Annotated in this window: 24 protein-coding genes and 1 pseudogene; 17 read left to right on the top strand and 8 right to left on the bottom strand. The window is 69.4% G+C overall.

The genetic code is table 11. The features are described 5' to 3' along the window. The first annotated feature begins 150 nt into the window (after positions 1-150). Positions 151-1,662, top strand: coding sequence for an MFS transporter (locus tag DJ019_RS05725; protein ID WP_111275027.1), 1,512 nt, complete (start codon positions 151-153; stop codon positions 1,660-1,662). 1 nt (position 1,663) lies between these two features. On the opposite strand, the gene DJ019_RS05720 is transcribed toward DJ019_RS05725, so the two are convergent. Together DJ019_RS05720 and DJ019_RS05715 are read right to left on the bottom strand one after the other, a co-directional pair. Then, the gene (locus DJ019_RS05720; protein WP_111275492.1) at positions 1,664-2,422 is read right to left on the bottom strand and encodes a hypothetical protein; all 759 of its coding nucleotides are present in this window, start codon (positions 2,420-2,422) and stop codon (positions 1,664-1,666) included. Between the two features lie 36 nt (positions 2,423-2,458). Further along, positions 2,459-2,818 (bottom strand): hypothetical protein, encoded by a 360-nt coding sequence (locus DJ019_RS05715; RefSeq protein ID WP_111275026.1) that lies wholly within the window; start codon positions 2,816-2,818, stop codon positions 2,459-2,461. A gap of 72 nt (positions 2,819-2,890) precedes the next feature. Between DJ019_RS05715 and DJ019_RS05710 the strand changes: the two genes are divergently transcribed. Continuing rightward, the gene (locus DJ019_RS05710) at positions 2,891-3,547 is read left to right on the top strand and encodes an HAD-IA family hydrolase (RefSeq protein ID WP_111275491.1); all 657 of its coding nucleotides are present in this window, start codon (positions 2,891-2,893) and stop codon (positions 3,545-3,547) included. Next, a complete protein-coding gene (locus DJ019_RS05705; protein WP_111275025.1) occupies positions 3,544-3,846 on the top strand; it encodes a 4a-hydroxytetrahydrobiopterin dehydratase in 303 nt (100 codons plus the stop codon). The genes DJ019_RS05710 and DJ019_RS05705 overlap by 4 nt, the downstream gene beginning before the upstream one ends. A gap of 18 nt (positions 3,847-3,864) precedes the next feature. Here DJ019_RS05705 and DJ019_RS05700 read toward each other — a convergent pair whose 3' ends face one another. Further along, entirely contained in the window at positions 3,865-4,287 is a 423-nt protein-coding gene (locus tag DJ019_RS05700; RefSeq protein WP_240606381.1) for a Tat pathway signal protein, read from the bottom strand. A gap of 71 nt (positions 4,288-4,358) precedes the next feature. Here DJ019_RS05700 and pseB point away from each other — a divergent pair, with 71 nt between their 5' ends. Together pseB and pseC are read left to right on the top strand one after the other, a co-directional pair. Next, entirely contained in the window at positions 4,359-5,411 is a 1,053-nt protein-coding gene (pseB, locus tag DJ019_RS05695; protein ID WP_111275024.1) for a UDP-N-acetylglucosamine 4,6-dehydratase (inverting), read from the top strand. Between the two features lies 1 nt (position 5,412). Further along, a complete protein-coding gene (pseC, locus tag DJ019_RS05690; RefSeq protein WP_111275023.1) occupies positions 5,413-6,567 on the top strand; it encodes a UDP-4-amino-4,6-dideoxy-N-acetyl-beta-L-altrosamine transaminase in 1,155 nt (384 codons plus the stop codon). Here the strand turns inward: pseC and DJ019_RS05685 are convergent. Both DJ019_RS05685 and DJ019_RS05680 read right to left on the bottom strand, forming a co-directional pair. Beyond that, positions 6,564-7,442 (bottom strand): acyl-CoA thioesterase, encoded by an 879-nt coding sequence (locus tag DJ019_RS05685; RefSeq protein WP_111275022.1) that lies wholly within the window; start codon positions 7,440-7,442, stop codon positions 6,564-6,566. The two genes, pseC and DJ019_RS05685, sit on opposite strands and share 4 nt — an antisense overlap. A 76-nt stretch (positions 7,443-7,518) precedes the next feature. Further along, positions 7,519-8,406, bottom strand: a complete 888-nt coding sequence (locus DJ019_RS05680; RefSeq protein ID WP_111275021.1) for an acyl-CoA thioesterase — start codon at positions 8,404-8,406, stop codon at positions 7,519-7,521. A gap of 77 nt (positions 8,407-8,483) precedes the next feature. On the opposite strand from DJ019_RS05680, the gene trmD reads away from it, so the two are divergent. Then, positions 8,484-9,221, top strand: coding sequence for a tRNA (guanosine(37)-N1)-methyltransferase TrmD (trmD, locus tag DJ019_RS05675; protein WP_111275020.1), 738 nt, complete (start codon positions 8,484-8,486; stop codon positions 9,219-9,221). 11 nt (positions 9,222-9,232) lie between these two features. Then, complete coding sequence (gene rplS, locus DJ019_RS05670) at positions 9,233-9,628, top strand: 50S ribosomal protein L19 (RefSeq protein ID WP_111275489.1); 396 nt, start codon at positions 9,233-9,235, stop codon at positions 9,626-9,628. 82 nt (positions 9,629-9,710) lie between these two features. On the opposite strand, the gene DJ019_RS05665 is transcribed toward rplS, so the two are convergent. Continuing rightward, a complete protein-coding gene (locus DJ019_RS05665) occupies positions 9,711-10,190 on the bottom strand; it encodes a hypothetical protein (RefSeq protein ID WP_111275488.1) in 480 nt (159 codons plus the stop codon). Between the two features lie 100 nt (positions 10,191-10,290). Here DJ019_RS05665 and DJ019_RS05660 point away from each other — a divergent pair, with 100 nt between their 5' ends. From DJ019_RS05660 to DJ019_RS21600, 3 genes and pseudogenes are all read left to right on the top strand, one after another. Further along, positions 10,291-11,181, top strand: a complete 891-nt coding sequence (locus DJ019_RS05660; RefSeq protein ID WP_165843903.1) for a LysR family transcriptional regulator — start codon at positions 10,291-10,293, stop codon at positions 11,179-11,181. A gap of 211 nt (positions 11,182-11,392) precedes the next feature. Further along, positions 11,393-11,590: pseudogene (locus DJ019_RS21605) on the top strand (acyl-CoA thioesterase domain-containing protein); the annotation flags it as partial. Between the two features lie 99 nt (positions 11,591-11,689). Beyond that, complete coding sequence (locus DJ019_RS21600) at positions 11,690-12,112, top strand: thioesterase family protein (protein ID WP_338066072.1); 423 nt, start codon at positions 11,690-11,692, stop codon at positions 12,110-12,112. 2 nt (positions 12,113-12,114) lie between these two features. On the opposite strand, the gene DJ019_RS05650 is transcribed toward DJ019_RS21600, so the two are convergent. Continuing rightward, positions 12,115-13,005 carry a LysR family transcriptional regulator gene (locus DJ019_RS05650; RefSeq protein WP_111275017.1) on the bottom strand — a complete coding sequence of 297 codons (891 nt, stop codon included), beginning with the start codon at positions 13,003-13,005 and terminating at the stop codon, positions 12,115-12,117. An 89-nt stretch (positions 13,006-13,094) separates the two neighbouring features. On the opposite strand from DJ019_RS05650, the gene DJ019_RS05645 reads away from it, so the two are divergent. The 6 genes from DJ019_RS05645 (at position 13,095) to leuB (ending at position 18,402) form a co-directional block, all read left to right on the top strand. Then, complete coding sequence (locus DJ019_RS05645) at positions 13,095-14,057, top strand: NAD-dependent epimerase/dehydratase family protein (protein ID WP_111275016.1); 963 nt, start codon at positions 13,095-13,097, stop codon at positions 14,055-14,057. Between the two features lie 82 nt (positions 14,058-14,139). Further along, positions 14,140-15,564 (top strand): 3-isopropylmalate dehydratase large subunit, encoded by a 1,425-nt coding sequence (leuC, locus tag DJ019_RS05640; RefSeq protein WP_111275487.1) that lies wholly within the window; start codon positions 14,140-14,142, stop codon positions 15,562-15,564. A 4-nt stretch (positions 15,565-15,568) separates the two neighbouring features. After that, positions 15,569-16,423 (top strand): VOC family protein, encoded by an 855-nt coding sequence (locus DJ019_RS05635; RefSeq protein ID WP_111275015.1) that lies wholly within the window; start codon positions 15,569-15,571, stop codon positions 16,421-16,423. Next, positions 16,423-17,034 carry a 3-isopropylmalate dehydratase small subunit gene (gene leuD / locus DJ019_RS05630; protein ID WP_111275014.1) on the top strand — a complete coding sequence of 204 codons (612 nt, stop codon included), beginning with the start codon at positions 16,423-16,425 and terminating at the stop codon, positions 17,032-17,034. Before DJ019_RS05635 ends, leuD begins: the two co-directional genes overlap by 1 nt. Beyond that, positions 17,031-17,333, top strand: coding sequence for a putative quinol monooxygenase (locus DJ019_RS05625; RefSeq protein ID WP_111275013.1), 303 nt, complete (start codon positions 17,031-17,033; stop codon positions 17,331-17,333). The genes leuD and DJ019_RS05625 overlap by 4 nt, the downstream gene beginning before the upstream one ends. A 16-nt stretch (positions 17,334-17,349) precedes the next feature. Beyond that, positions 17,350-18,402 carry a 3-isopropylmalate dehydrogenase gene (leuB, locus tag DJ019_RS05620; protein WP_111275012.1) on the top strand — a complete coding sequence of 351 codons (1,053 nt, stop codon included), beginning with the start codon at positions 17,350-17,352 and terminating at the stop codon, positions 18,400-18,402. Between the two features lie 9 nt (positions 18,403-18,411). On the opposite strand, the gene DJ019_RS05615 is transcribed toward leuB, so the two are convergent. Further along, entirely contained in the window at positions 18,412-19,329 is a 918-nt protein-coding gene (locus tag DJ019_RS05615) for a bifunctional helix-turn-helix transcriptional regulator/GNAT family N-acetyltransferase (protein WP_111275486.1), read from the bottom strand. Positions 19,330-19,482: 153 nt separating this feature from the next. On the opposite strand from DJ019_RS05615, the gene DJ019_RS05610 reads away from it, so the two are divergent. Then, positions 19,483-19,848 carry a hypothetical protein gene (locus tag DJ019_RS05610; RefSeq protein ID WP_111275011.1) on the top strand — a complete coding sequence of 122 codons (366 nt, stop codon included), beginning with the start codon at positions 19,483-19,485 and terminating at the stop codon, positions 19,846-19,848. The last annotated feature ends 3 nt before the right edge of the window (positions 19,849-19,851 follow it).

Here is a 19,851-nt window from a genome sequence, read left to right as displayed (position 1 = left end):
TATCTCGCAAGATCGTCAGATCGGCTGGGCCGGCCATCGCCGGCATTTTTCAGTCTCGAAACATCGGTACGTTTCGATTGACGGCGATCCGCCATGGGATCAGCCTTTCGCCTGAGCGTGGCCGACAGAGCCCGCCGGAGGAAACCGCGCATGACCCACGCCGCGCCCGCCGGGGCCGAACGGCTGCCGCTGAAGACAAAGCTCGCCTTCGGGATAGGCAGCGCCGCCGAGGTGATCGCCCTCTACGCGGTCTCCAGCTTCGCGCTGCTCTACTACAATCAGGTGCTGGGCGTGCCGGCGCACTGGATCGGCATGGCCATCTCGGTGAGCCTGGTCCTCGACGGCCTGACCGAGCCGGTGGTCGGGGCCTGGTCGGACCGGACGAAGTCCAGGCTGGGTCGCCGGCACCCTTGGATGTACGCCGCGCCGGTTCCGATCGCCCTCACCTTCTACGCCATCTTCAATCCGCCGCAGGGGCTGGACCCCCTTGCCCTGACCCTCTGGTGCGGCGTTTTCGTCTCTCTGCTGCGCCAGGTGATGACCTTCTTCCACACGCCCCACCTGGCGCTGGGGGCCGAGCTTTCGCCCAACTACCTCGAGCGGTCGAAGGTGATGGCCTACAACAGCTTCTTCACCTGGGCTGGCGGGTCGGCGATGACCTGGATCGCGCTCAGCTACTTCTTCCCGTCGACGCCGCAGTATCCGCGCGGTCTGCTGAACCCCGAGCCCTGGCCGACCTTCGCCCTGACCATGGCGCTCACCATCGTGGCGGTGCTGTTCGCCTCGGCCTGGTTCACCCGCGACCGGATTCCGTTCCTGCCGCAGCCGGCCGCCGACGCGAAATCCTTCAGCCCCGCCGAGTTCTTCGCCGACGTCTGGAAGGCGCTGCGCAACCGCAACTACGTCTGGCTGCTGATCGGGTACTTCTTCCTCTCGATGATGATCGGGCTGAAGGAGGGCCTCAGGCTCTACACCGCGACGTTCTACTGGGGTCTCTCCAGCGAGGAGCTCCGCTGGTTCGTGATCGGCAGCTTCGTCGGCTACGCCACGGCCTTCCTCTTCGCGGCCCGCATGCACGGCCGCTTCGACAAGCGGGCGACGCTGGTGTGGGGCGCCATCGCCTATTCGCTGACGACGGCAGCCCCGCTGGTGGCCGGCGTCACGGGGGTGCTGAGTTCGGAGACGCCCAACCTGCTCGTCATCCTGATCGCCTGGTCAGCCCTGTCGTATGGCTCGCTCAGCGTCCTCCAGATCGGCGCCATGTCGGCCCTGGCGGATATCGCGGATGAGAACGAACTTCGGTTTGGCGTGCGACAGGAGGGAATTCTGTACTCCACCCGCGCTCTGGCGGCGAAGATCGACCAGGCGATCGGCTCGGTCCTGGCGGGTTTCGTCCTGCTGATGATCGCCTTCCCGCAAAAGGCGACGCCTGGGGCGGTGGCCGAGGGGGTGCTGTTCAACCTCGCGGTCTGGGACGGCGTCGTCGCGGCGATCCCCGGCCTGATCGCGGCTCTCTGCTACGCACGCTACGCGATCAACCGGCAGACCTTCGAGGAAACCCGCGCGGCCCTGGTGGCCCGGCGTGCGCGGACGGGTGACGCAGCCGAACCGCCGCCAGTGAAGGACGCCCCCGGCGTGGCCGCCGCGACCCCGGCGGAATAGGTCAGACGCCGGCCTGCAGCGCGTCCAGGAGGCTGCCCGTATAGGCGGCATGGCCGACGTGCGTCAGGCGCGCCTGGAAGTCGGCCCAGATTTCCCCGCCCTGGTCGCGCCAGCGGCGGCAGAAGGCATAATCCTCCGAGAGGTACTGCCCCGTCTCGGGCTCGATCATGGTGTCGAACACCATGACCGTCTCCGGGGCGGAGCTGTCGGCCATGTCGCCCATCTTGGCCCTCAGTTGGGGATAGGCGTCGAACAGCGTCTGCATGGCGTGGCGCGAAATCATCAGGAAGCCGGTGCCGCCATAGGCCACCTGGGCATAGCCGTCGTTCACCTCGACGCTGTTCTGCGGGTTGGGCAGGAAGCGGACCACATAGCCGATGGATGCGGCCTGCAGGTCCGGCACGCCCTTCTCCACCGCCCGGCGCACCTTGCCCCAGTCGATCTTCTTCAGCGGACAGACGGCGGCGATCACGTCCTTGCCCGAGTCCAGCAGCCGGAAGACATCGTGCGGCTGAAAGCCGATGTCGGCGTCGATGTAGAGGATGTGGGTCGCCTCGGGGTGGGCCAGAAAGGACGCCGCCAGCCGCGATCGCCCTCGCGTGATGAGCGCCTCGCCGCCCATCATCTCCACATGCAGGCCAATGCCACGCTCACGGCAAGCGTCCTGCAGCTTGAGCAGCGAGCTGACGAAATAGAGCGTGAGCTGGCCGCCGTAGCAGGGCACGGCGAGGTAGATGAAGGGCGTCTTGGGCTCGGACATGGCGCGGACCATAGAGCCGGCGCTGCGCGCCGTCGATCAGGCTGGGCGAAGCCTGCGCACCGCCAGGTAGCCGGCGACGGCGACGGCCACGCCCAAGGCGTCCGCCGCCAGATCCGCCAGGTCGCCATGCCGGCCGGTGGGAGCCACGGCCTGGACGACCTCGACCAGGACTCCATAGGCGAGGGCGAAGGCGGGAATGGCCAACCGTCGGCGGGGCGCGAGCGCATAGCCCGTGGCCGTCAGCACGAACCAGGCGGCGGTGTGCTCGAACCGGTCGCCTGTGCCGGGATCGGGAAGCTCCTCCGTCGGGAGCAGGCAGAGCACGAGCAGGATCGCGGCGGCCAGGGCGTAGAGGCCGAGACGCGCCGGCCTTGGAAGGCGATGGGGGAGGAACATCACCCCTTACTTGCACGTCCAATCTTGTCTCTCTAGCGTCCGCGCCGCGAAGATTTGGTGCAGGAGCAGGGCGTGACGATCGAGGCGGTGATCTGGGATTTCGGCGGGGTCTTCACCTCCTCGCCGTTCGAGGCGTTCAACCGCTACGAGGCCGACAAGGGTCTGCCCAAGGACTTCATCCGGCGGATCAACGCCACCAACCCCGACCACAACGCCTGGGCGCTGTTCGAGCGCAACGAGATCGACACCTTCAAGTTCGACGAGCTGTTCCTCGCCGAATCCACGGCGCTGGGCCATCCCGTGCCGGGGCGCGAGGTCCTGCCGCTCCTTTCGGGCCAGCTCCGGCCGCGGATGGTGGCGGCGCTGAAGGCGTGCAAGGCGCAGTTCAAGGTCGGCTGCATCACCAACAATGTGGTCTCCGAGCACAGCCCCGGCCAGGACGAGGGCCAGCGGATGGCCGGCGCCATGGCGCAGGTCATGCCGCTGTTCGACGCCATCATCGAGAGCTCCAAGGCCGGCGTCCGCAAGCCGGATCCGCGCATCTATCTGATGATGTGCGACCTCCTGGGGGTGCAGCCGGAGGCCTGCGTCTACCTCGACGACCTCGGCATCAACTGTAAGCCGGCGGCAGGGCTCGGCATGCGGGCCATCAAGGTCGTGGACGTCGACCAGACCCTCGCCGACCTTTCCCGGCACACCGGATTGACGTTCGACCAGGAGCCGGCATGACCCGGCCGCCCCGGATCGGCGCCGACGCCGCCCTGGTGGACCTGCCCGGCTGGAGCAAGGCCGCGGGACCGCGCGACGCCATCGTCCGCACCTTCCGGTTCAAGGACTTCAACGAGGCTTTCGGCTTCATGACCCGGGCCGCCATCATGGCCGACCGGCTCGACCACCATCCGGAGTGGTTCAATGTCTACAATCGGGTGGAGGTCGTCCTGACCACGCACGACGCCGACGGCGTCACCGAACTGGACGTGCGCCTGGCGCAGTTCATGGACGAGGCCGCGGGGCAGGAGGAGGTCTGATCCCGGCCCTTCCGCGGGTCAGTTGACGATGATGGCGCCCAGCAGGACGCGCGCGCCCGGCTTGCCCAGGATGGCGTCCGTCTGCCGCTGCAGAGCCTGGCCGATGTAGTCGGGGCTCGGCAGCTGGCCCGTCGTCAGGCCGGACGCGTACGACTGCACGATCTGAACATAGGCGGCCCGCAGGCGCGGGACGGACTGCTCCGCGCGCTTGCGCAGGGCCGCGTCGGGCACGTCGAGGCCGACATCCACCGACAGCACGCCGCGCCGACCATCAACCCTTGTCGTCGTGCCTAGCAGATTGCCCAGCGCCAGGTAGGTGGAGTTGGTGGCCGTCTTCGCGTCGCCGCCCTTGCTGGACGCTTGCGCGACCGCAGGTACGGCGGCCAGGGCGGCAAGGCTGAGGAAGAGGCGTCGGTCCATCTGCCTCAGATCGTCGATCATGGTTAGCGGTCTCTTTACGCGCAGGCGCCAAACCTGAGGCAAGACGTCCGCAAACTGCTTCGGAGCGCCCCTTGGGCCGATTTGCGCCGACCAACCTCGACCTCGACGGCAAGGTCATCCTGGTGACGGGGGGCACGGGCTCCTTCGGTCGCCGCTTCATCGAGACCGTGCTCGAGCGCTGCTCGCCGCGAAAGCTCATCGTCTATTCGCGGGACGAGCTGAAGCAGAGCGAGATGCAGATCGACCTGGCCGAGCGGTTCGGGCCGAAGAAGCTGTCGGCGATGCGCTTCTTCCTGGGCGACGTGCGCGACCGCGAGCGGCTCAGCCTTGCCTTCCGGGGCGTGGACATCGTGATCCACGCCGCCGCCCTCAAGCAGGTGCCGGCGGCCGAATACAATCCCTCCGAATGCATCCACACCAACGTGCTGGGTGCCGAGAATGTCGTCTGGGCCTGCCTCGCCAATCGCGTGGCTCAGGTGGTGGCGCTGTCCACCGACAAGGCCTGCAACCCGATCAACCTCTACGGCGCCACCAAGCTGGCGTCGGACAAGACCTTCGTGGCCGCCAACAACCTGTCGGGCGACATCGGCACGCGGTTCTCGGTCGTGCGCTATGGCAACGTGGTGGGCTCGCGCGGCTCGGTGATCCCGTTCTTCCAGCGGCTGATCCAGCGCGGCGCGGGCGAGCTGCCGATCACCGACCCGCGAATGACCCGCTTCCTGATCACCCTCGGCGAGGGCGTGAACTTCGTGCTCTCGTCCCTCGATCGGATGCACGGCGGCGAGATCTTCGTGCCGAAGATCCCGTCCATGAAGGTCACCGACATCGCCGAGACCCTGGCCCCGGGCATGGCCACCAAGGTCATCGGCATCCGTCCGGGCGAAAAGCTGCATGAGATGATGATCTCGGCCGACGATGCGCGGAACACCGTCGACCTGGGCGACCGCTACGCCATCGAACCCGCGTTCGTTGAATACAGCCGCGAGCCGCTGGAAGGGGCGCGGATCAGCGACGACTTCAGCTATGCCAGCGACACCAACCACGAATGGCTGGACGGCACCGGCCTCATGAAGATGCTGGCCGAGGACAAGCCGGTCGAGCGTCGCCGCCGGGCCGACGACTGAGATGGTCCTCCCCTACGGCCGCCAGACGATCGAGGATGACGACATCGCCGCGGTCGCCGACGCGCTGCGGGCGGACTTCCTGACCACCGGGCCCACGGTGGAGGCCTTCGAGCGGGCCTTCGCCGAGACGGTCGGCGCGCGTCACGCGGTGGCCTGCGCCAACGGCACGGCGGCGCTTCACCTGGCCATGCTGGCGCTGAAGGTCCAGCCTGGCGAGGTGGTGATCGCCCCCTCCATCACCTTCCTCGCCACAGCCAACTGCGCCCGCTACGTCGGCGCGGACGTCGTGTTCGCCGACGTGGATCGCGACTCGGGGCTGATGACGCCCGCCACCCTGGCCGACGCCCTGGAGCGCGTGGGCGGCCGGAAGCTGCGGGCCGTGCTGCCCGTGCATCTGCGCGGCGACGCTGTGGAGTTGCCGGCCCTGGAAGCGCTGGCGCGGGACGCCGGCGCCGTGCTGGTGGAAGACGCGCCCCATGCGGTCGGAACGACGATGAACTTCGGCAATGTGTCGGAAGTCGTCGGCGATGTGCGCCATTCGGCCATGGCGACCTTCTCGTTCCATCCCGTGAAGACGATCGCCACCGGCGAAGGCGGAATGGTCACCACCAACGATCCGGCCCTGGCCGAGCGCCTGCGGATCCTCCGCAGCCACGGCATGGTGCGGCCCGAGGGCTGCGAGCCATGGTGGTACGAGATGCCCGAGCCAGGCTTCAACTACCGGCTGCCCGACATCCTGTGCGCGCTCGGTCTGTCACAGCTCAGGAAGCTGCCGCGCTTCGCCGAGCGGCGGCGGCAACTGGGCGCCCTCTACCGCGAAGCCCTGGCCCCGCTGGCTCCGACCGTGCGTATCGCCGAACAGCCGGCCTGGAGCGATCCCGTCCTGCACCTGATGGTGGCGTTGATCGACTTCGACGCCATCGGAAAGTCGCGGCGAGAGGTGGTGGGCGCCCTGAAGGCCCGCGGCGTCGGCACGCAGGTCCACTACATCCCCGTGCACCGCCAGCCCTACTACCGTGAGCTCTACGGTGACCTTGAGCTGCCGGGCGCCGAGGCCTGGTACGCGCGCTGCCTGTCGCTGCCGCTCTATCCGGGCATGGAGGACGGCGACGTCGAGAAGGTCGCCGCGGCCCTGAAGGACGTCCTGGGCCTTTAGGCCTTCGGCCTCGGCTTGCGCATCCGCATCAGGCCTTCCTGGGCGCAGGAGGCGACCAGCGCCCCGTCCGACGCCCGGTAGATGTAGCCGAGATTGAAGCCCCGCCCGCCCGACGCCGACGGGCTCTCCTGCACATAGAGGTGCCACTCGTTGAAGTCGGTCGGCCGGTGGAACCACATGGCGTGGTCGAGGCTCGCCGACTGGAAGCCCGGCGTGCGCCAGCTCACCCCGTGCGGACGGACCGATGTGCCCAGCAGGCTCATGTCGGACGCGTAGGCCAGGATCACCTGGTGCATGTGGGCGTCGGACCCGATCGGGTGGCGTGCGCGGAACCAGACCTGCTGGTGCGGATCGCGCCGCTCGGGCTCCACCACGTCGAAGCGGCCGCCCACCGTCCGCATCTCGATCGGCTGGACGCGGTCGATCCAGTCGACGTCCTCTGCGGGCGGGTTGGGGTTAAGCCGCCGGCGGACCACGGAGTCGTCCTCGACCGCGTCCCAGCCGGGGGCGTCCGGCATGTCGGACTGGTGCTCGTAGCCGTCTTCCTCGACCTGGAACGAGGCGGCCAGGTTGAAGATCTGCTGGCCCTTCTGCACCGCGATGACCCGGCGGGTGGTGAAGCTGCCGCCGTCGCGGCTGCGGTCCACCTCGAAGATGATCGGGATCGACGGGTCGCCGGGCCGGATGAAGTAGCAGTGCAGCGAGTGGCAGACCCGGTCCTCGACCGTCTCATAGGCGGCCAGCAGCGACTGGGCGATCACCTGGCCGCCATAGATCCGCTGGCGCTGCTCCTCGTCGGGCGTCGTGCCGCGGAAGAGGTTCACCTCCAGCCGTTCCAGCTTGAGGGTCTCGGCGAGCGTCTGGGTCGTATCCATGGGAGCGTCCGCGATGCTGCAACTGCGAAAGGCGGCTGCATTACGCTTCCCAAGCGTCGCAGGGAAGACCCGATCCCTATTGGCTCCGCATCCGCAGCAGGCCTTCCTGCGCCACCGACGCCACCAGCGTACCGTCCTCGGCGTAGATCGCCCCGCGGATCAGGCCGCGGCCGTCCGAGGCCGACGGGCTGTCGTGGACGTAGAGGTGCCAGTCGTTGAAGTTGGTCGGCTTGTGGAACCACATGGCGTGGTCGAGGCTGGCCGACTGGAAGCCCTTGGTCTGCCAGTGGACGCCGTGCGGCCGCATGGCGGTGGACAGGAGGTTCATGTCCGAGGCGTAGGCCAGGATCACCTGGTGCATCCGCGGGTCGTCGCCGATCGGCGTAGCGCAGCGGAACCAGTTCTGGGACTCGGGCGGCTTCGGCTGCTTGTCCATCCAGTAGGTGCGGGCGTCCTTCGACCGCATCTCGATGGGCATGGGCCGCGAGAGCCAGCGCTTGGCCTGCTCGGGCGCGTCCTTCATGAGTTCCAGCATCACCTCGCGCTGGTCCCTCAGCTCGGACCAGTGCGGCCCCTCCGGCATCGCGGCCTGGTGGAAGAAGCCTTCCTCCGGGTCCTTGAACGAGGCGGCGAGGTTGAAGATCTGCTTGCCGTGCTGGACAGCGACCACCCGCCGGGTGGTGAAGCTGCCGCCGTCCCGGCTGCGGTCCACCTCGAAGACGATCGGCACCGTCGGGTCGCCCGGCCGGATGAAGTAGCAGTGCAGCGAGTGGCAGACCCGCGCCTCCACCGTCTCGTAGGCGGCCAGCAGCGACTGGGCGATCACCTGGCCGCCGAAGATCCGGCCGGGCGCATTGTCGGGCGACGTGCCCCGGAACAGGTTCTCCTCGATCCGCTCAAGCTGCAGCGTCTCGACCAGGGTCTCGTCCTGGGCTTCGGTTTCGGGAGGCAGGTTCTCGCTCATGTCGAGCGCCGATACGCGGGTGTACGGGCGGCGGCAAGGCTTGACGCAGGCGTCACTTGCGCGGCCTAGGGGCGCACATGTCCTTCGACTGCACTGTCCTCACCATGTTCCCGGACGCCTTTCCGGGTCCGCTGGGCGTCTCCCTGATCGGGACGGCGTGGCGGGAGGCCGCGCTCTGGTCGTTGGAAACGGTGGACATTCGGGCCTTTTCCACAGATAAGCGCGGCTTCCTTGACGACACCCCTGCGGGTGGCGGTCCGGGACAGGTGATGCGGGCTGACGTGATCGCCTCTGCGCTCGACAGCGTGGAGCGGCGCGGACGTCCGCTTTTGTACATGAGCGCCCGGGGTCGTCCCCTCACCCAGGCGCGCGTGAAGGAATGGGCCCAGGCGCCTGGGCTGATCGTCCTCTGTGGACGGTTCGAGGGGGTGGACCAGCGGGTGCTCGACGCCCGCGGGTTCGAGGAGGTCTCCGTCGGAGACGCGGTGCTCGCCGGTGGCGAGGCGGCGGCGATGGTGGCGATCGAGGCGTGCGTACGGCTCGTGCCCGGTGTGTTGGGCCAGGCCGAGAGCTTGAGTGAAGAAAGCTTCGAGGACGGGCTCCTCGAGCATCCGCAGTACACGAGACCGCGGACGTTCGAAGGTCTGGAGATCCCCGAGGTGCTGCTGTCCGGGAACCACGCGGCTATCCGCAAGTGGCGCCAGGAACAGCGGGAAGCGACGACGCGGGAGCGGAGGCCCGACTTGTGGGCCGCCAGGACCGCCAATCAACAGGCAAAAGGCGCCCCTGATCCCAAAAAAGGGCAAGCCCAGTAAGGATGAAGACCATGGCTGCGAACATCATCGAGACCCTGCGCAAGGAAGAGGCCGACCGCCTGCTGGCCGCCCGCAAGGTCCCCGAATTCCGTCCGGGCGACACCGTCCGCGTCAACGTGAAGATCAAGGAAGGCGAGCGCGAGCGCGTCCAGGCCTATGAGGGCGTCTGCATCGCCCGTGCGGGTCAGGGCGTCGACGAGAACTTCACCGTCCGCAAGATTTCGTTCGGCGAAGGCGTGGAGCGGGTGTTCCCGATCCTGTCGCCGATGATCGAATCCATCGAAGTGAAGCGCCGCGGCGTCGTGCGCCGCGCCAAGCTCTACTACCTGCGCGACCGTCGCGGTAAGTCGGCCCGTATCGCCGAGCGCCAGATGACGGCCAAGGAAGAGCCGGCCTCGGAAGCCTGAGCCCGTTCAGGATCCCCGGAATCAGAACGGCGGCTGGAGCGATCCAGCCGCCGTTTTTCTTACCCGATGCACGGTTCGGCGATCAGGCGGCGAGCGGCGGGCCGGCGGCCAACGAAGCGCGCCATCCGTCGGGGGTCATGGTCTCCAGGTACTCGGCCTGCATCTCGGCCGTCAGCACCTCGACCATCAGGGCGTTCTCGACCCAGAGCTCGATGACGCCGAACATGCCCCCGCGCCTCCGGGCCTTGGCCAGCCAGCCGTAGTCGGCGGCCAGGGCGAACACCTCGTCGGCCGCCAGCGGCGTGGCGATGGCCATATGGACGGAGCCATGACGGACGGGCGCGCCCGTCCGACCCTCGGCGTCGGCGTCGCCCTCGGCCGGATGCAGCTCGGTCCCGCGGGGATAGATTTCGATGGCCGAATTTCGGTGGTCGCCTGCGAGCACGATCACCGAGCCCGCGCCGATCGGCGGGAAGGGCATGGCCTCGGCGCGCCACAGGCGGGCAATGGCGTCGCCGACCCGGACCGGGTCGTCGGCGGCGATAGAGACATGGAAGATCATCTGGCGGCTCCTTGGTTGCCGCGCCGAGGTATTCCCGCCATCCGCTCTCCGAAATCAGCGATATTGCAATTGGGGGCTGCATGGATGCAGGGTCCCCGTGATGCCGAACTGGGACGACCTGCGCTTCTTTCTCGCCGTGGCCCGGACGGGCAGCACGATCGCGGCCGCGCGCGCGCTGGGGGTGAACCAGACGACGGTGTCCCGTCGCATCGGCGAGCTGGAGGCCCGCCTCGGCGTGCGGCTGTTCGACCGGATGCGCGAGGGGTTCCGGCTCCGCGCGGACGCGGCGGCGATGGTCGAGATGGCCCAGCGCATCGAGGCGGAGGTCCGGGCCTTCGCGGACATGGGCGCGGCGCTCGGGCGCGGACCCGAGCGGATCCGCGTCACCACCAACGAGCCGCTGGCCAATGCCGTCTTCGCGCCGGCCATGATGGCGTTCCACGCGCGCTGGCCCGACGTGCGGGTCGAGCTGGTGGTCAGTCCGAGGGTGCTGGACCTGGGCCGCGGCGAGGCCGACGTGGCCCTGCGGGCCTGGAACCAGCCCGACGACCCCGAGCTGATCGCCCGCCGGGTCGCCGACGCATACTGGGCGGTCTACTGCGGCCGCGACTATGCGCGCTTCAACGGCGTCCCGCGGAGCCTGGACGCCCTGGCTGACCATCCGGCGGTGCTCCTCGACGACCCCAGTGGAATGCAGCTGTCCGAGATCGCGGCGCTGCGTTCCCTCGACAGGCGCGGCAGCCTGAACGACCTCTGCATCGCCGCGCGCGCCGGCCTGGGCGTCGTCAGTCTGCCGTGCGTGCTGGGGGACACACTGCCCGACCTCGTCCGCTGCTTCGTGCAGCCGGACCCCGTGACGCCCATCTGGCTAGCGCACCATCCGCGCCTGGGCGATACGCCGGAGCTGCGCGACCTGCTCGACGCCATTGCCGACCAGGCCCACGCCGCGCGCGCGATCCTGCGGGGCGAGGGAGAACAGGCGCCGGTCTGACCCCCCGACGCTGCACCGAAAACGGACGTGAATTCCCGTAACTGTGGTCGCGCAGTCCTAGCCTTGTCCGCCGGGCGCCGCTACCCAGGCGACCACAATCTGGGAGGGTGCAATGGGGGCTCTGCAAGTCGATACCGCCATCCGCGGGAACGAGGGACGGCTGTTCGCCGACCTTTCGCGGGACTGGGAGATCTAGGGACCGAACGGCGGCTATGTCTCGGCGATAGCGCTGCGCGCGGCCGGGGCCGTCGCTCCCGCGGATCACCGCCCGGCGACTCTGTCGGTCCAGTACCTGGGCGTCGGCGCCTTTGGTCCGGCCGAGGCGATTGTGACGCCGATGAAGCAGGGCCGCAGCGCCTGGCTGATGAACGTGACGCTGCAGCAGGAGGGCAAGGTGTTCCTCCAGGCGCAGGTGTGGACCACCAACCGCAGTGGCGGTCCGGTGACCGCCGAGGCGCGGGCGCCCGACGTTCCGCCGCCGTCCGATCTGAAGACCTACCGGGAGCACATGGGCGCGCCGCCCCAGCACGGCTTCTGGCGGAACTTCGAGGGCAAGCCGCTGAGGTTCGTTCCGCCCGACGCGCCCCGGCAGGCGGCGCCGGCCGTGCTACGTGAATGGTACAGCTTCATCGACTACGATGGCGGGGGCGATCCGTTCCTCGACTTCGCCCGCTCGGTGATCCTGCTCGACACCCTGGTTTGGCCGACCCACCACCGGGGACTGGCCGAGGCGCCCGACTACATCGCGCCCAGCCTGGACTTGACCGTCTGGTTCCATGAGCCGGCGGGGGCGAGCGAGTGGCTGCTGGTGGACGGCGTCGCCGACATCGCGCGCGAGGGGCTGATCCACGGCCACAGCCGGATCTGGACCGACGATGGCCGCCTGGTCGCCACGGGCGGCTCGAACCTGCTGCACACGCCCAGGCGCTGACCTCAGGCCGCCGCGGCGTAGGCGGCGAACTCCTTCGCCAGGTGGTCGAACATCAGGCGCATGCGGGGCGAGCCGCGCAGCGTCTCATGCATGCAGATCCACAGGTCGAGCTTGAAGCTGAACGCCTCGGGCATGACCGCGACCAGCCCCTCGCGGCGGGCGATCTGCTGCTGGCAGACCCCGATGCCGACGCCGGCCTTGATCGCGGCAAGCTGGGCCACGTCGTTGTCGGTGCGATAGGAGAACAGGTCGCGGTTGATGGGTCGGCCGATGGACAGCTCGTTGACCAGGTCCGGGTAGGCGCGGTCGAAGCCGATCAGGGTGTGCCGCTCCAGGTCGTCGAAGTCCGACGGCGTCCCGTGCTCGGTCAGGTACTCGGGCGTGGCGTGGAAGCCGAGGGTGAGGTCGCCCACCTTCTTCGCCACCAGGCTGTTCTGCGTCGGGCGCGACATCCGGACCGCCACGTCGGCGTCGCGGCGACTGAGGTCGTCGTTCTTGTTGTTGAGGGTCAGCTCGACCTGGATGCCGGGGTGCGCGGCCCGGAAGCGGGCCATCATCGGCGGCACGACCTCGATGCCGACGATCTCGCTGACCGTCACCCGCACGAAGCCGCCCTCGCCGCTGACGATCCCGCTGATGTCCCGGCTGGCGGCGGCCGCAGCGGCGGCCATGTCGGCCAGGTGCGGGCGGAAGGCCAGGGCCAGGTCGGTCGGCTGGAGGCCACGCGGACTGCGCAGGAACAGGGGGGCGCCGAGCTGGCGCTCGAGCTGGTCGATGTGACGGCCGAGCGTTGGCTGAGTGAGGCGGCGGATCCGCGCCGCAGCCGAAAAGCTGCCCGCCTCCAGCACCGCGTGCAGGCTCTGCAGAAGGTCCCAGTCCGCCGTCGTCGACATGCGCTTATGAATAGCTGTTCTGCGGGCTTCGGCAATTCTGTTCCGCCAGCCGGGGGCGCATCTGTCTCGTCACACAATGGAGACGCGAGATGACGAAACCCCTGGCCCTTGTGCTCGGTGCGACCGGCGGCGTCGGCGGCGCCCTGGCGGACAGGCTGGTCGCGGCCGGATGGCGGGTGCGGGCGCCGCATCGCGACCCCGACCGCGCCTGCGCCACCAGTGGTCGACCGGGCCTGGAATGGGTGCGCGGCGACGCCATGTCCGTCGACCAGATCGTCGCCGCGTCCGACGGCGCCCAGGTGGTGGTCCATGGCGTGAACCCGCCCGGCTATCGGAATTGGGCAGGCCTTCAGCTCCCGATGCTCGCGTCCAGCATCGCCGCCGCGCGGGCGGCGGGCGCCCGGCTGCTGTTTCCAGGCACGGTCTACAACTATGGCCCCGACGCCTTCCCGCTGATCGACGAGACCGACCCCCAGAACCCGATCAGCCGAAAGGGCGCGGTCCGGGTGAGGATGGAACAGGCCCTCCGAACGGCCGACATTCCCGTCCTGATCGTCCGCGCCGGCGACTTCTTCGGCCCCCGCCCGGGCAACAACTGGCTATCGCAGGGCATCGTGCCGGCGGGCCGCCCGATCACCGCCGTCAGCTACCCCGGCCCGCTGGAGGTGCGCCACGCCTGGGCCTACCTGCCGGACGTGGCCGAGACATTCGTACGGCTCCTCGAGGCTGACCTGAGCGAATCCGAGACCTTCAACATGCAGGGCCAGGCCGTGACGGGCCACGAGCTGGTCGCCGGCCTGGAGGCCGCCGCCGGCCGGAAGCTCGCCGTCCGCCGCCTGCCCTGGCTGGCCATCGCCGCCGCCGCGCCCTTCAACGAGACCCTCAGGGAGATGCAAGAGATGCGCTATCTCTGGCGGCGCGAAGTCCTGTTGGACAACCGTCGGCTCGTCTCGCGGCTGGGCGGCGAACCGCGGACGCCGCTGGCGGAGGCGCTGAAGGCAGCCCTGATCGGCCAGGGTTCCCTGCCGGCGACGGCAGCGCAAGCGGCCTGAGGCACAAGATTGCTGCAAATGCGCGGCGAATGCGGCGTTGCAGCACTAGACGTGCGCGCATCGGCGGACCTACATGCCGCCCATGCCCGGCAAGACCCTCTACGACAAGATCTGGGACGCCCATGTCGTCGCCGAACAGGACGGCGAGGCGATCCTCTACATCGACCTGCACCTGATCCATGAGGTGACCACGCCGCAGGCCTTCGCGGGCCTTCGCGCGAACCGTCGCCCGGTGCGCCGCCCCGACCGCACGCTGGCGGTGGCCGATCACAACGTCCCGACCGAGGGGCAGGAGCTCGGCGTCGACGCGGTCGCCGACGAGGAGGCGCGGCTCCAGCTCCAGACCCTGGGGAAGAACGTCGCCGACTACGGCATCGAGTTCTTCCCGATGGGCGACATCCGCAACGGCATCGTCCACGTGGTCGGGCCCGAGCAGGGCCGCACCCAGCCCGGCATGACCATCGTCTGTGGCGACAGCCACACCTCCACCCACGGCGCGTTCGGCGCCCTCGCGCACGGCATCGGCACGTCCGAGGTCGAGCACGTCCTCGCCACCCAGACCCTGCGCCAGAAGAAGGCGAAGAACTTCCGGGTCCGCATCGAGGGCGAACCGGCGCCAGGCGTCGGCGCCAAGGACTTCGCCCTCGCCGTCATCGGCGAGATCGGCACCGCCGGCGGCACCGGCTACGTCATCGAATACGCCGGCTCGGCCGTGCGGGCGCTCTCGATGGAGGGCCGCATGACCCTCTGCAACCTCACCATCGAAGGCGGCGCCCGCGCGGGCCTGGTCGCGCCGGACGAGACCACCTTCGAATACCTCAAGGGTCGGCCGGCCTCGCCGAAGGGCGGCGCCTGGGAGATGGCGCTGTCGTACTGGAAGACCTTCTTCACCGACGAGGACGCCGCCTTCGACCGGGAGATCGTGCTGGACGCGGCCAAGATCGCGCCGACCGTCACCTGGGGCACCAGCCCCGAGGACGTGGTGGCGGTGACCGGCGTGGTGCCCTCGCCCGACAGCTTCGCCACGCCGGACAAGCGCGCCTCGGCCGCGCGGGCCCTGCAGTACATGGGCCTTTCCGCCGGCCAGCCGATCACCGAGGCGACGGTCGACGTGGTCTTCATCGGCTCCTGCACCAACAGCCGCATCGAGGACCTGCGCAGCGCCGCGAAGATCGCGGCCAAGGCGCTTGAAGGGGGCCGCAAGGTGGCCGAGGGCGTCCGCGCCATGGTCGTGCCGGGCTCGGGCCTCGTCCGCGCCCAGGCCGAGGAAGAGGGCCTCGACGAGATCTTCAAGGCGGCCGGCTTCGAATGGCGCGAACCGGGCTGCTCCATGTGCCTCGGCATGAACCCCGACAAGCTGACCCCCGGCCAGCGCTGCGCCTCCACCTCGAACCGCAACTTCGAGGGCCGCCAGGGCCGCGACGGCCGCACCCACCTGATGAGCCCGGCGATGGCCGCGGCCGCCGCCATCGCCGGCCACATCGCCGACGTGCGGGACTACCTGTAGCGCCATGATCGTAGGCCTCGACCACATCGCCCTCGTCGTCCGCGACCTCGACGCGGCCGTGGACGACTATGCGCGCCTGTTCGGCGTCACGCCTGACTGGATCGGCCGGGGCGGCGGCGTGCGGCAGGCGTGGTTCCAGTTCCCGAACGTTGCGCTCGACCTGATCTCGCCCGAGGGCGAGAGCGCGTTCGCCGATGGAATGCGGGCGCACCTGGACAGCGTCGGCGAAGGCGTCTGGGCCCTGGCTTTCGCCAGCGACGACCTGGCGGGCGACGTGAAGCTCATGAACCGGCGGGGCATCCCCGCCAGTGAACCGGCGCCCATGCGGACCAAGGCCGAGGACGGCAGCGTCCGCGAATGGACCGGCTCCAGCCTTGATCAGAAGGCCACAGGCGGCACGCGCATCCTGCTGATGGCGCAGCCCGCCCAGCCGTGGCCGCTGGCCAAGCCGAACGCCGAGGCGCCGATCACCCAGCTCGACCATGTGGTGATCGTGACCCCGAACGTCGACCGGGCGCTGGCGGTCTATGGCGCCAAGCTCGGCCTCGACCTGCGGCTCGACCGCGAGAACCCCAAGTGGAACGCTCGCCAGCTCTTCTTCCGCTGCGGTGACGCTGTGGTCGAGATGGGCGCGAAGATCGGCGGCCCCGCCACGGACGATCCCGACCGCTCTGGCGGCCTCGCGTGGCGCGTGGCCGAGCCGCACGCCGCCCAGGCCCGCATCGCCGCCGCCGGCTTCGACGTCTCGGAAGTCCGCGTCGGCCGCAAGCCCGGCACCCACGTCTTCACCGTGCGGGACGTCCCCGGCGGCGTGCCGACGATCATGCTCAGCGCTGAACCCCAGCTGGAAAACGCCTGATGGAAGCCTTCACCCGTCTCGACGCCAAGGCCGCGCCGCTGCCGCTGGCCAACATCGACACCGACCAGATCATCCCCAAGCAGTTCCTGAAGACGGTGGAGCGGGCGGGCCTGGCGAAGGGCCTGTTCTACGAATACCGCTTCGACCAGCAGGGCCGGGAGATCCCCGATTTCGTGCTGAACCAGCCGGCCTACAAGGGCGCGGGCGTCCTGGTGGCCGGCGACAACTTCGGATGCGGCAGTTCGCGCGAGCATGCGCCGTGGGCGCTGATGGACTTCGGCATCCGGTGCGTGATCAGCACCAGCTTCGCCGACATCTTCTACAACAACTGCTTCCAGAACGGCCTGCTGCCGGTTGTGCTGAAGGCCGAGGAGGTCCAGCAGCTCATGGACGAGGCCCGCGGCGGCAACCACGTGGTCAGCGTCGACCTGGAGACCCAGACGGTGACCTCTCCCTCGGGCGCGGTCTTCACCTTCGAGATCGACCCGAAGCGCAAGGCCAAGATGCTGAAGGGCCTCGACGCCATCGGCGAGACGCTGGAGGCCGCGCCCGCCATCGACACCTACGAGATGAAGCGCGCCCTGGCCCAGCCCTGGCTGGAGGGGGCGTGAGCGTCGTCATCGCCGGCACGGTCCGCGTCCCGCCGGAGAACCTGGAGGCGTTCCGGCCGCACATGGCGCGGATGCTGGCGGCGAGCCGCGCCGAGGACGGGTGCCTCACCTATTCCTACGCCGTCGACGTCGAGGACCCCGGCCTGATCCGGGTGTTCGAGACCTGGCGCGACGAGGCGGCCCTGCAGGCGCACTTCAAGACCGCCCATATGGCCGAGTGGCGCGCCGCCTGGCCGCAGTTCGGGGTTTCGGATCGGAACCTCAGCCTGTACGAGGTCGCCGCCGAGCGGCCGCTCTAGCTTTCCGGGGAATACCATGACCGACCTCCTCCTCCTGCCCGGCGACGGGATCGGGCCGGAAGTGACCGCGCAGGTGCGCCGCGTGGCCGAGGCCCTGACGCCCGACCTCAAGCTCGAGGAGCGCCTGTTCGGAGGCGCGAGCTACGACGCCTTCGGCACGCCGCTGGCCGACGAGACGCTGGCCGCCGCCAAGGCCGCTCGCGCCGTGCTGATGGGCGCGGTGGGCGGTCCGAAGTGGGCGGGCGTTCCGCGCGACAAGCGGCCCGAGGCGGGCCTCCTGAACCTGCGCGCCGGCATGGAAGTGTTCGCCAACCTGCGCCCGGCCCTGTGCTTCGGCCCGCTGGCCGACGCCTCCAGCCTCAAGCGCGAGCTGGTCGAAGGCCTCGACTTCATGATCGTCCGCGAACTGACCGGCGGCATCTATTTCGGCGAGCCGCGGTTCATCGAGGAGCTGCCCGGCGGCGGCAAGCGGGCGGTGGACACCCAAGTCTACACGACCGCCGAGATCGAGCGCGTGGCGCGCGTGGCCTTCGAGCTGGCCCGCGGCCGCCGTAACAAGGTGGCGAGCGCCGAAAAGTCCAACGTGATGGACTCCGGCCTGCTCTGGCGCGAGGTCGTCACCGACCTGCACAAGCGCGAGTACGCCGACGTCGAGCTGACCCACATCCTGGCCGACAACGCGGCGATGCAGATCGTCAAGGCGCCCAAGCAGTTCGACGTGCTGCTGACCGACAACCTGTTCGGCGACATCCTCTCGGACGCGGCGGCCCAGCTCACCGGCTCGCTCGGCATGCTGCCGTCGGCGGCGCTGGGGGTTGCGGGCAAGCCGGGCCTGTACGAGCCCATCCACGGCTCGGCGCCGGACATCGCCGGCCAGGGCGTGGCCAATCCGCTGGCGGCGATCCTGTCGTTCGAGATGGCCCTGCGCTGGTCCCTGGACCGCGCGGCCGAGGCCGACCGCCTCTACGCCGCCGTCGAGAGGGCCCTGGAAAAGGGCGCCCGCACCCGCGACCTCGGCGGCGCCCTCACCACCGTCCAGATGGGCGACGCCGTCCTAGCGGAGCTCTAGGCGACACCTTCAGAGCGTCAGCCGCCAGGTCTCGCTGACCTCGGGCTTGCCGAATTCGTCGTGGGTCCAGGTCTCCTCGATCTGGAACCCGACCGAGGCGTAGATGGCGCGGGCGGCGGTCAGCACCGCGTGGGTCCACAGCACGATCTCGCGGTAGCCGGCCTCGCGGGCGAAGGCGACGCAGTCCTCCACCAGCCGGCGGCCCAGTCCCAGCCCCCGCGCGCCGGGGGTCAGCAACAGCAGCCGCAGCCGGGCGACGTCCTCACTCTCCTTCACCAGAAACACCGAGCCGATCCGCTCGCCGCCCCGCTCGGCGATCCAGCAGCGCTCTCGGCCGGGGTCGTGCTTCTCCAGGAAGTCCGCGCAAATGCGAGCCGTGACCGCCTCGATGCCGGCGCCCCAGCCGTACTCGCGGCCATAGATCAGGGCGTGCTGCTCGATGACCCAGCCCATGTCGCCGGGCCGGTGGGCGCGCAGGATGGCGGGCGTCGGCTTGGCCGGGGGATCGAGCAGCACCTGCGCCTGGTCCAGGGCCGCCGCCAGCCGCGACCGATCCGTCGCGGTGAGCCGCTCCACCAGGGACGCGGCCTTTCCCGCCGAGCGCGCATCCAGAGCCAGGAAAGCCTCCCGTCCGGCCGGCGTGAGCCGCAGGAGGACGCTGCGTCCGTCGCTGGGAGAGCGTGCGCGCGACACCAGCCCTTCGCGTTCGTACCGCGCGACGATCCGGCTCACGTAGCCGGCGTCGAGGGCCAGGGCCGCACAGATGGCGCCCGGCGTCACGCCGTCGGTCTGGGCGATCTCGTAGAGCACCCGCGCCTCGGTCACCGTGTAGGGCCCGCCCAGGTAGGCGCGGTCCAGAACGCCGATCGCCCGGGTGTAGAAGCGGTTGAAGCGCCGGATCGCGGCGACGGTGTCGAGTTCGGTCATGACGTCACCCAATCCCTGATAGTTGACTGAGTCAAGCATTAGGGCGGCCACACAACCTCAGACCGCAGGTAGCGCGTCGTTAACGCTTGAGGTTGATGATCAGCGATCAGTGAGCCGGCGGATTCGCGGGCGAAACGTGGAGCCCGTGGGCTCATGGCCGACGACGCCGACATTCCGATCGAACCTGCTCGCGAGGCCCTGGATCTCGTCTCCGAGGCTGAGGCTCGGCTCGATGAGCTCGGGCCGGGATTCGACGCCCCCGGCCTGACCGGCCTTCGCACGCTGATCAGCGGCTATCCCGACATGGGCGCTCCCGGCGCCGGCGAAGTCGTCGCCAGCCTGTTCACGCTGCTCGGCCGCTTCCTCGCCGGCGGCCGATGCGACACCGAAGCGATCCTGGTCCACCTGAAGTCCTGGCGGCTGCTGCTGGCTGCGCCGCCATCGCCTGAGGGGGAGGCCCGGCTGATGGCCGGCCTGAAGGCGATCCGCGATCTCTACCAAGAGGCCGAGGCGGCATAGCGC

Origin of the sequence: Phenylobacterium kunshanense (assembly GCF_003254525.1) — a bacterium.
Taxonomy (GTDB): domain Bacteria; phylum Pseudomonadota; class Alphaproteobacteria; order Caulobacterales; family Caulobacteraceae; genus Phenylobacterium; species Phenylobacterium kunshanense.
This window is presented reverse-complemented; position numbering and strand designations above follow the sequence as displayed.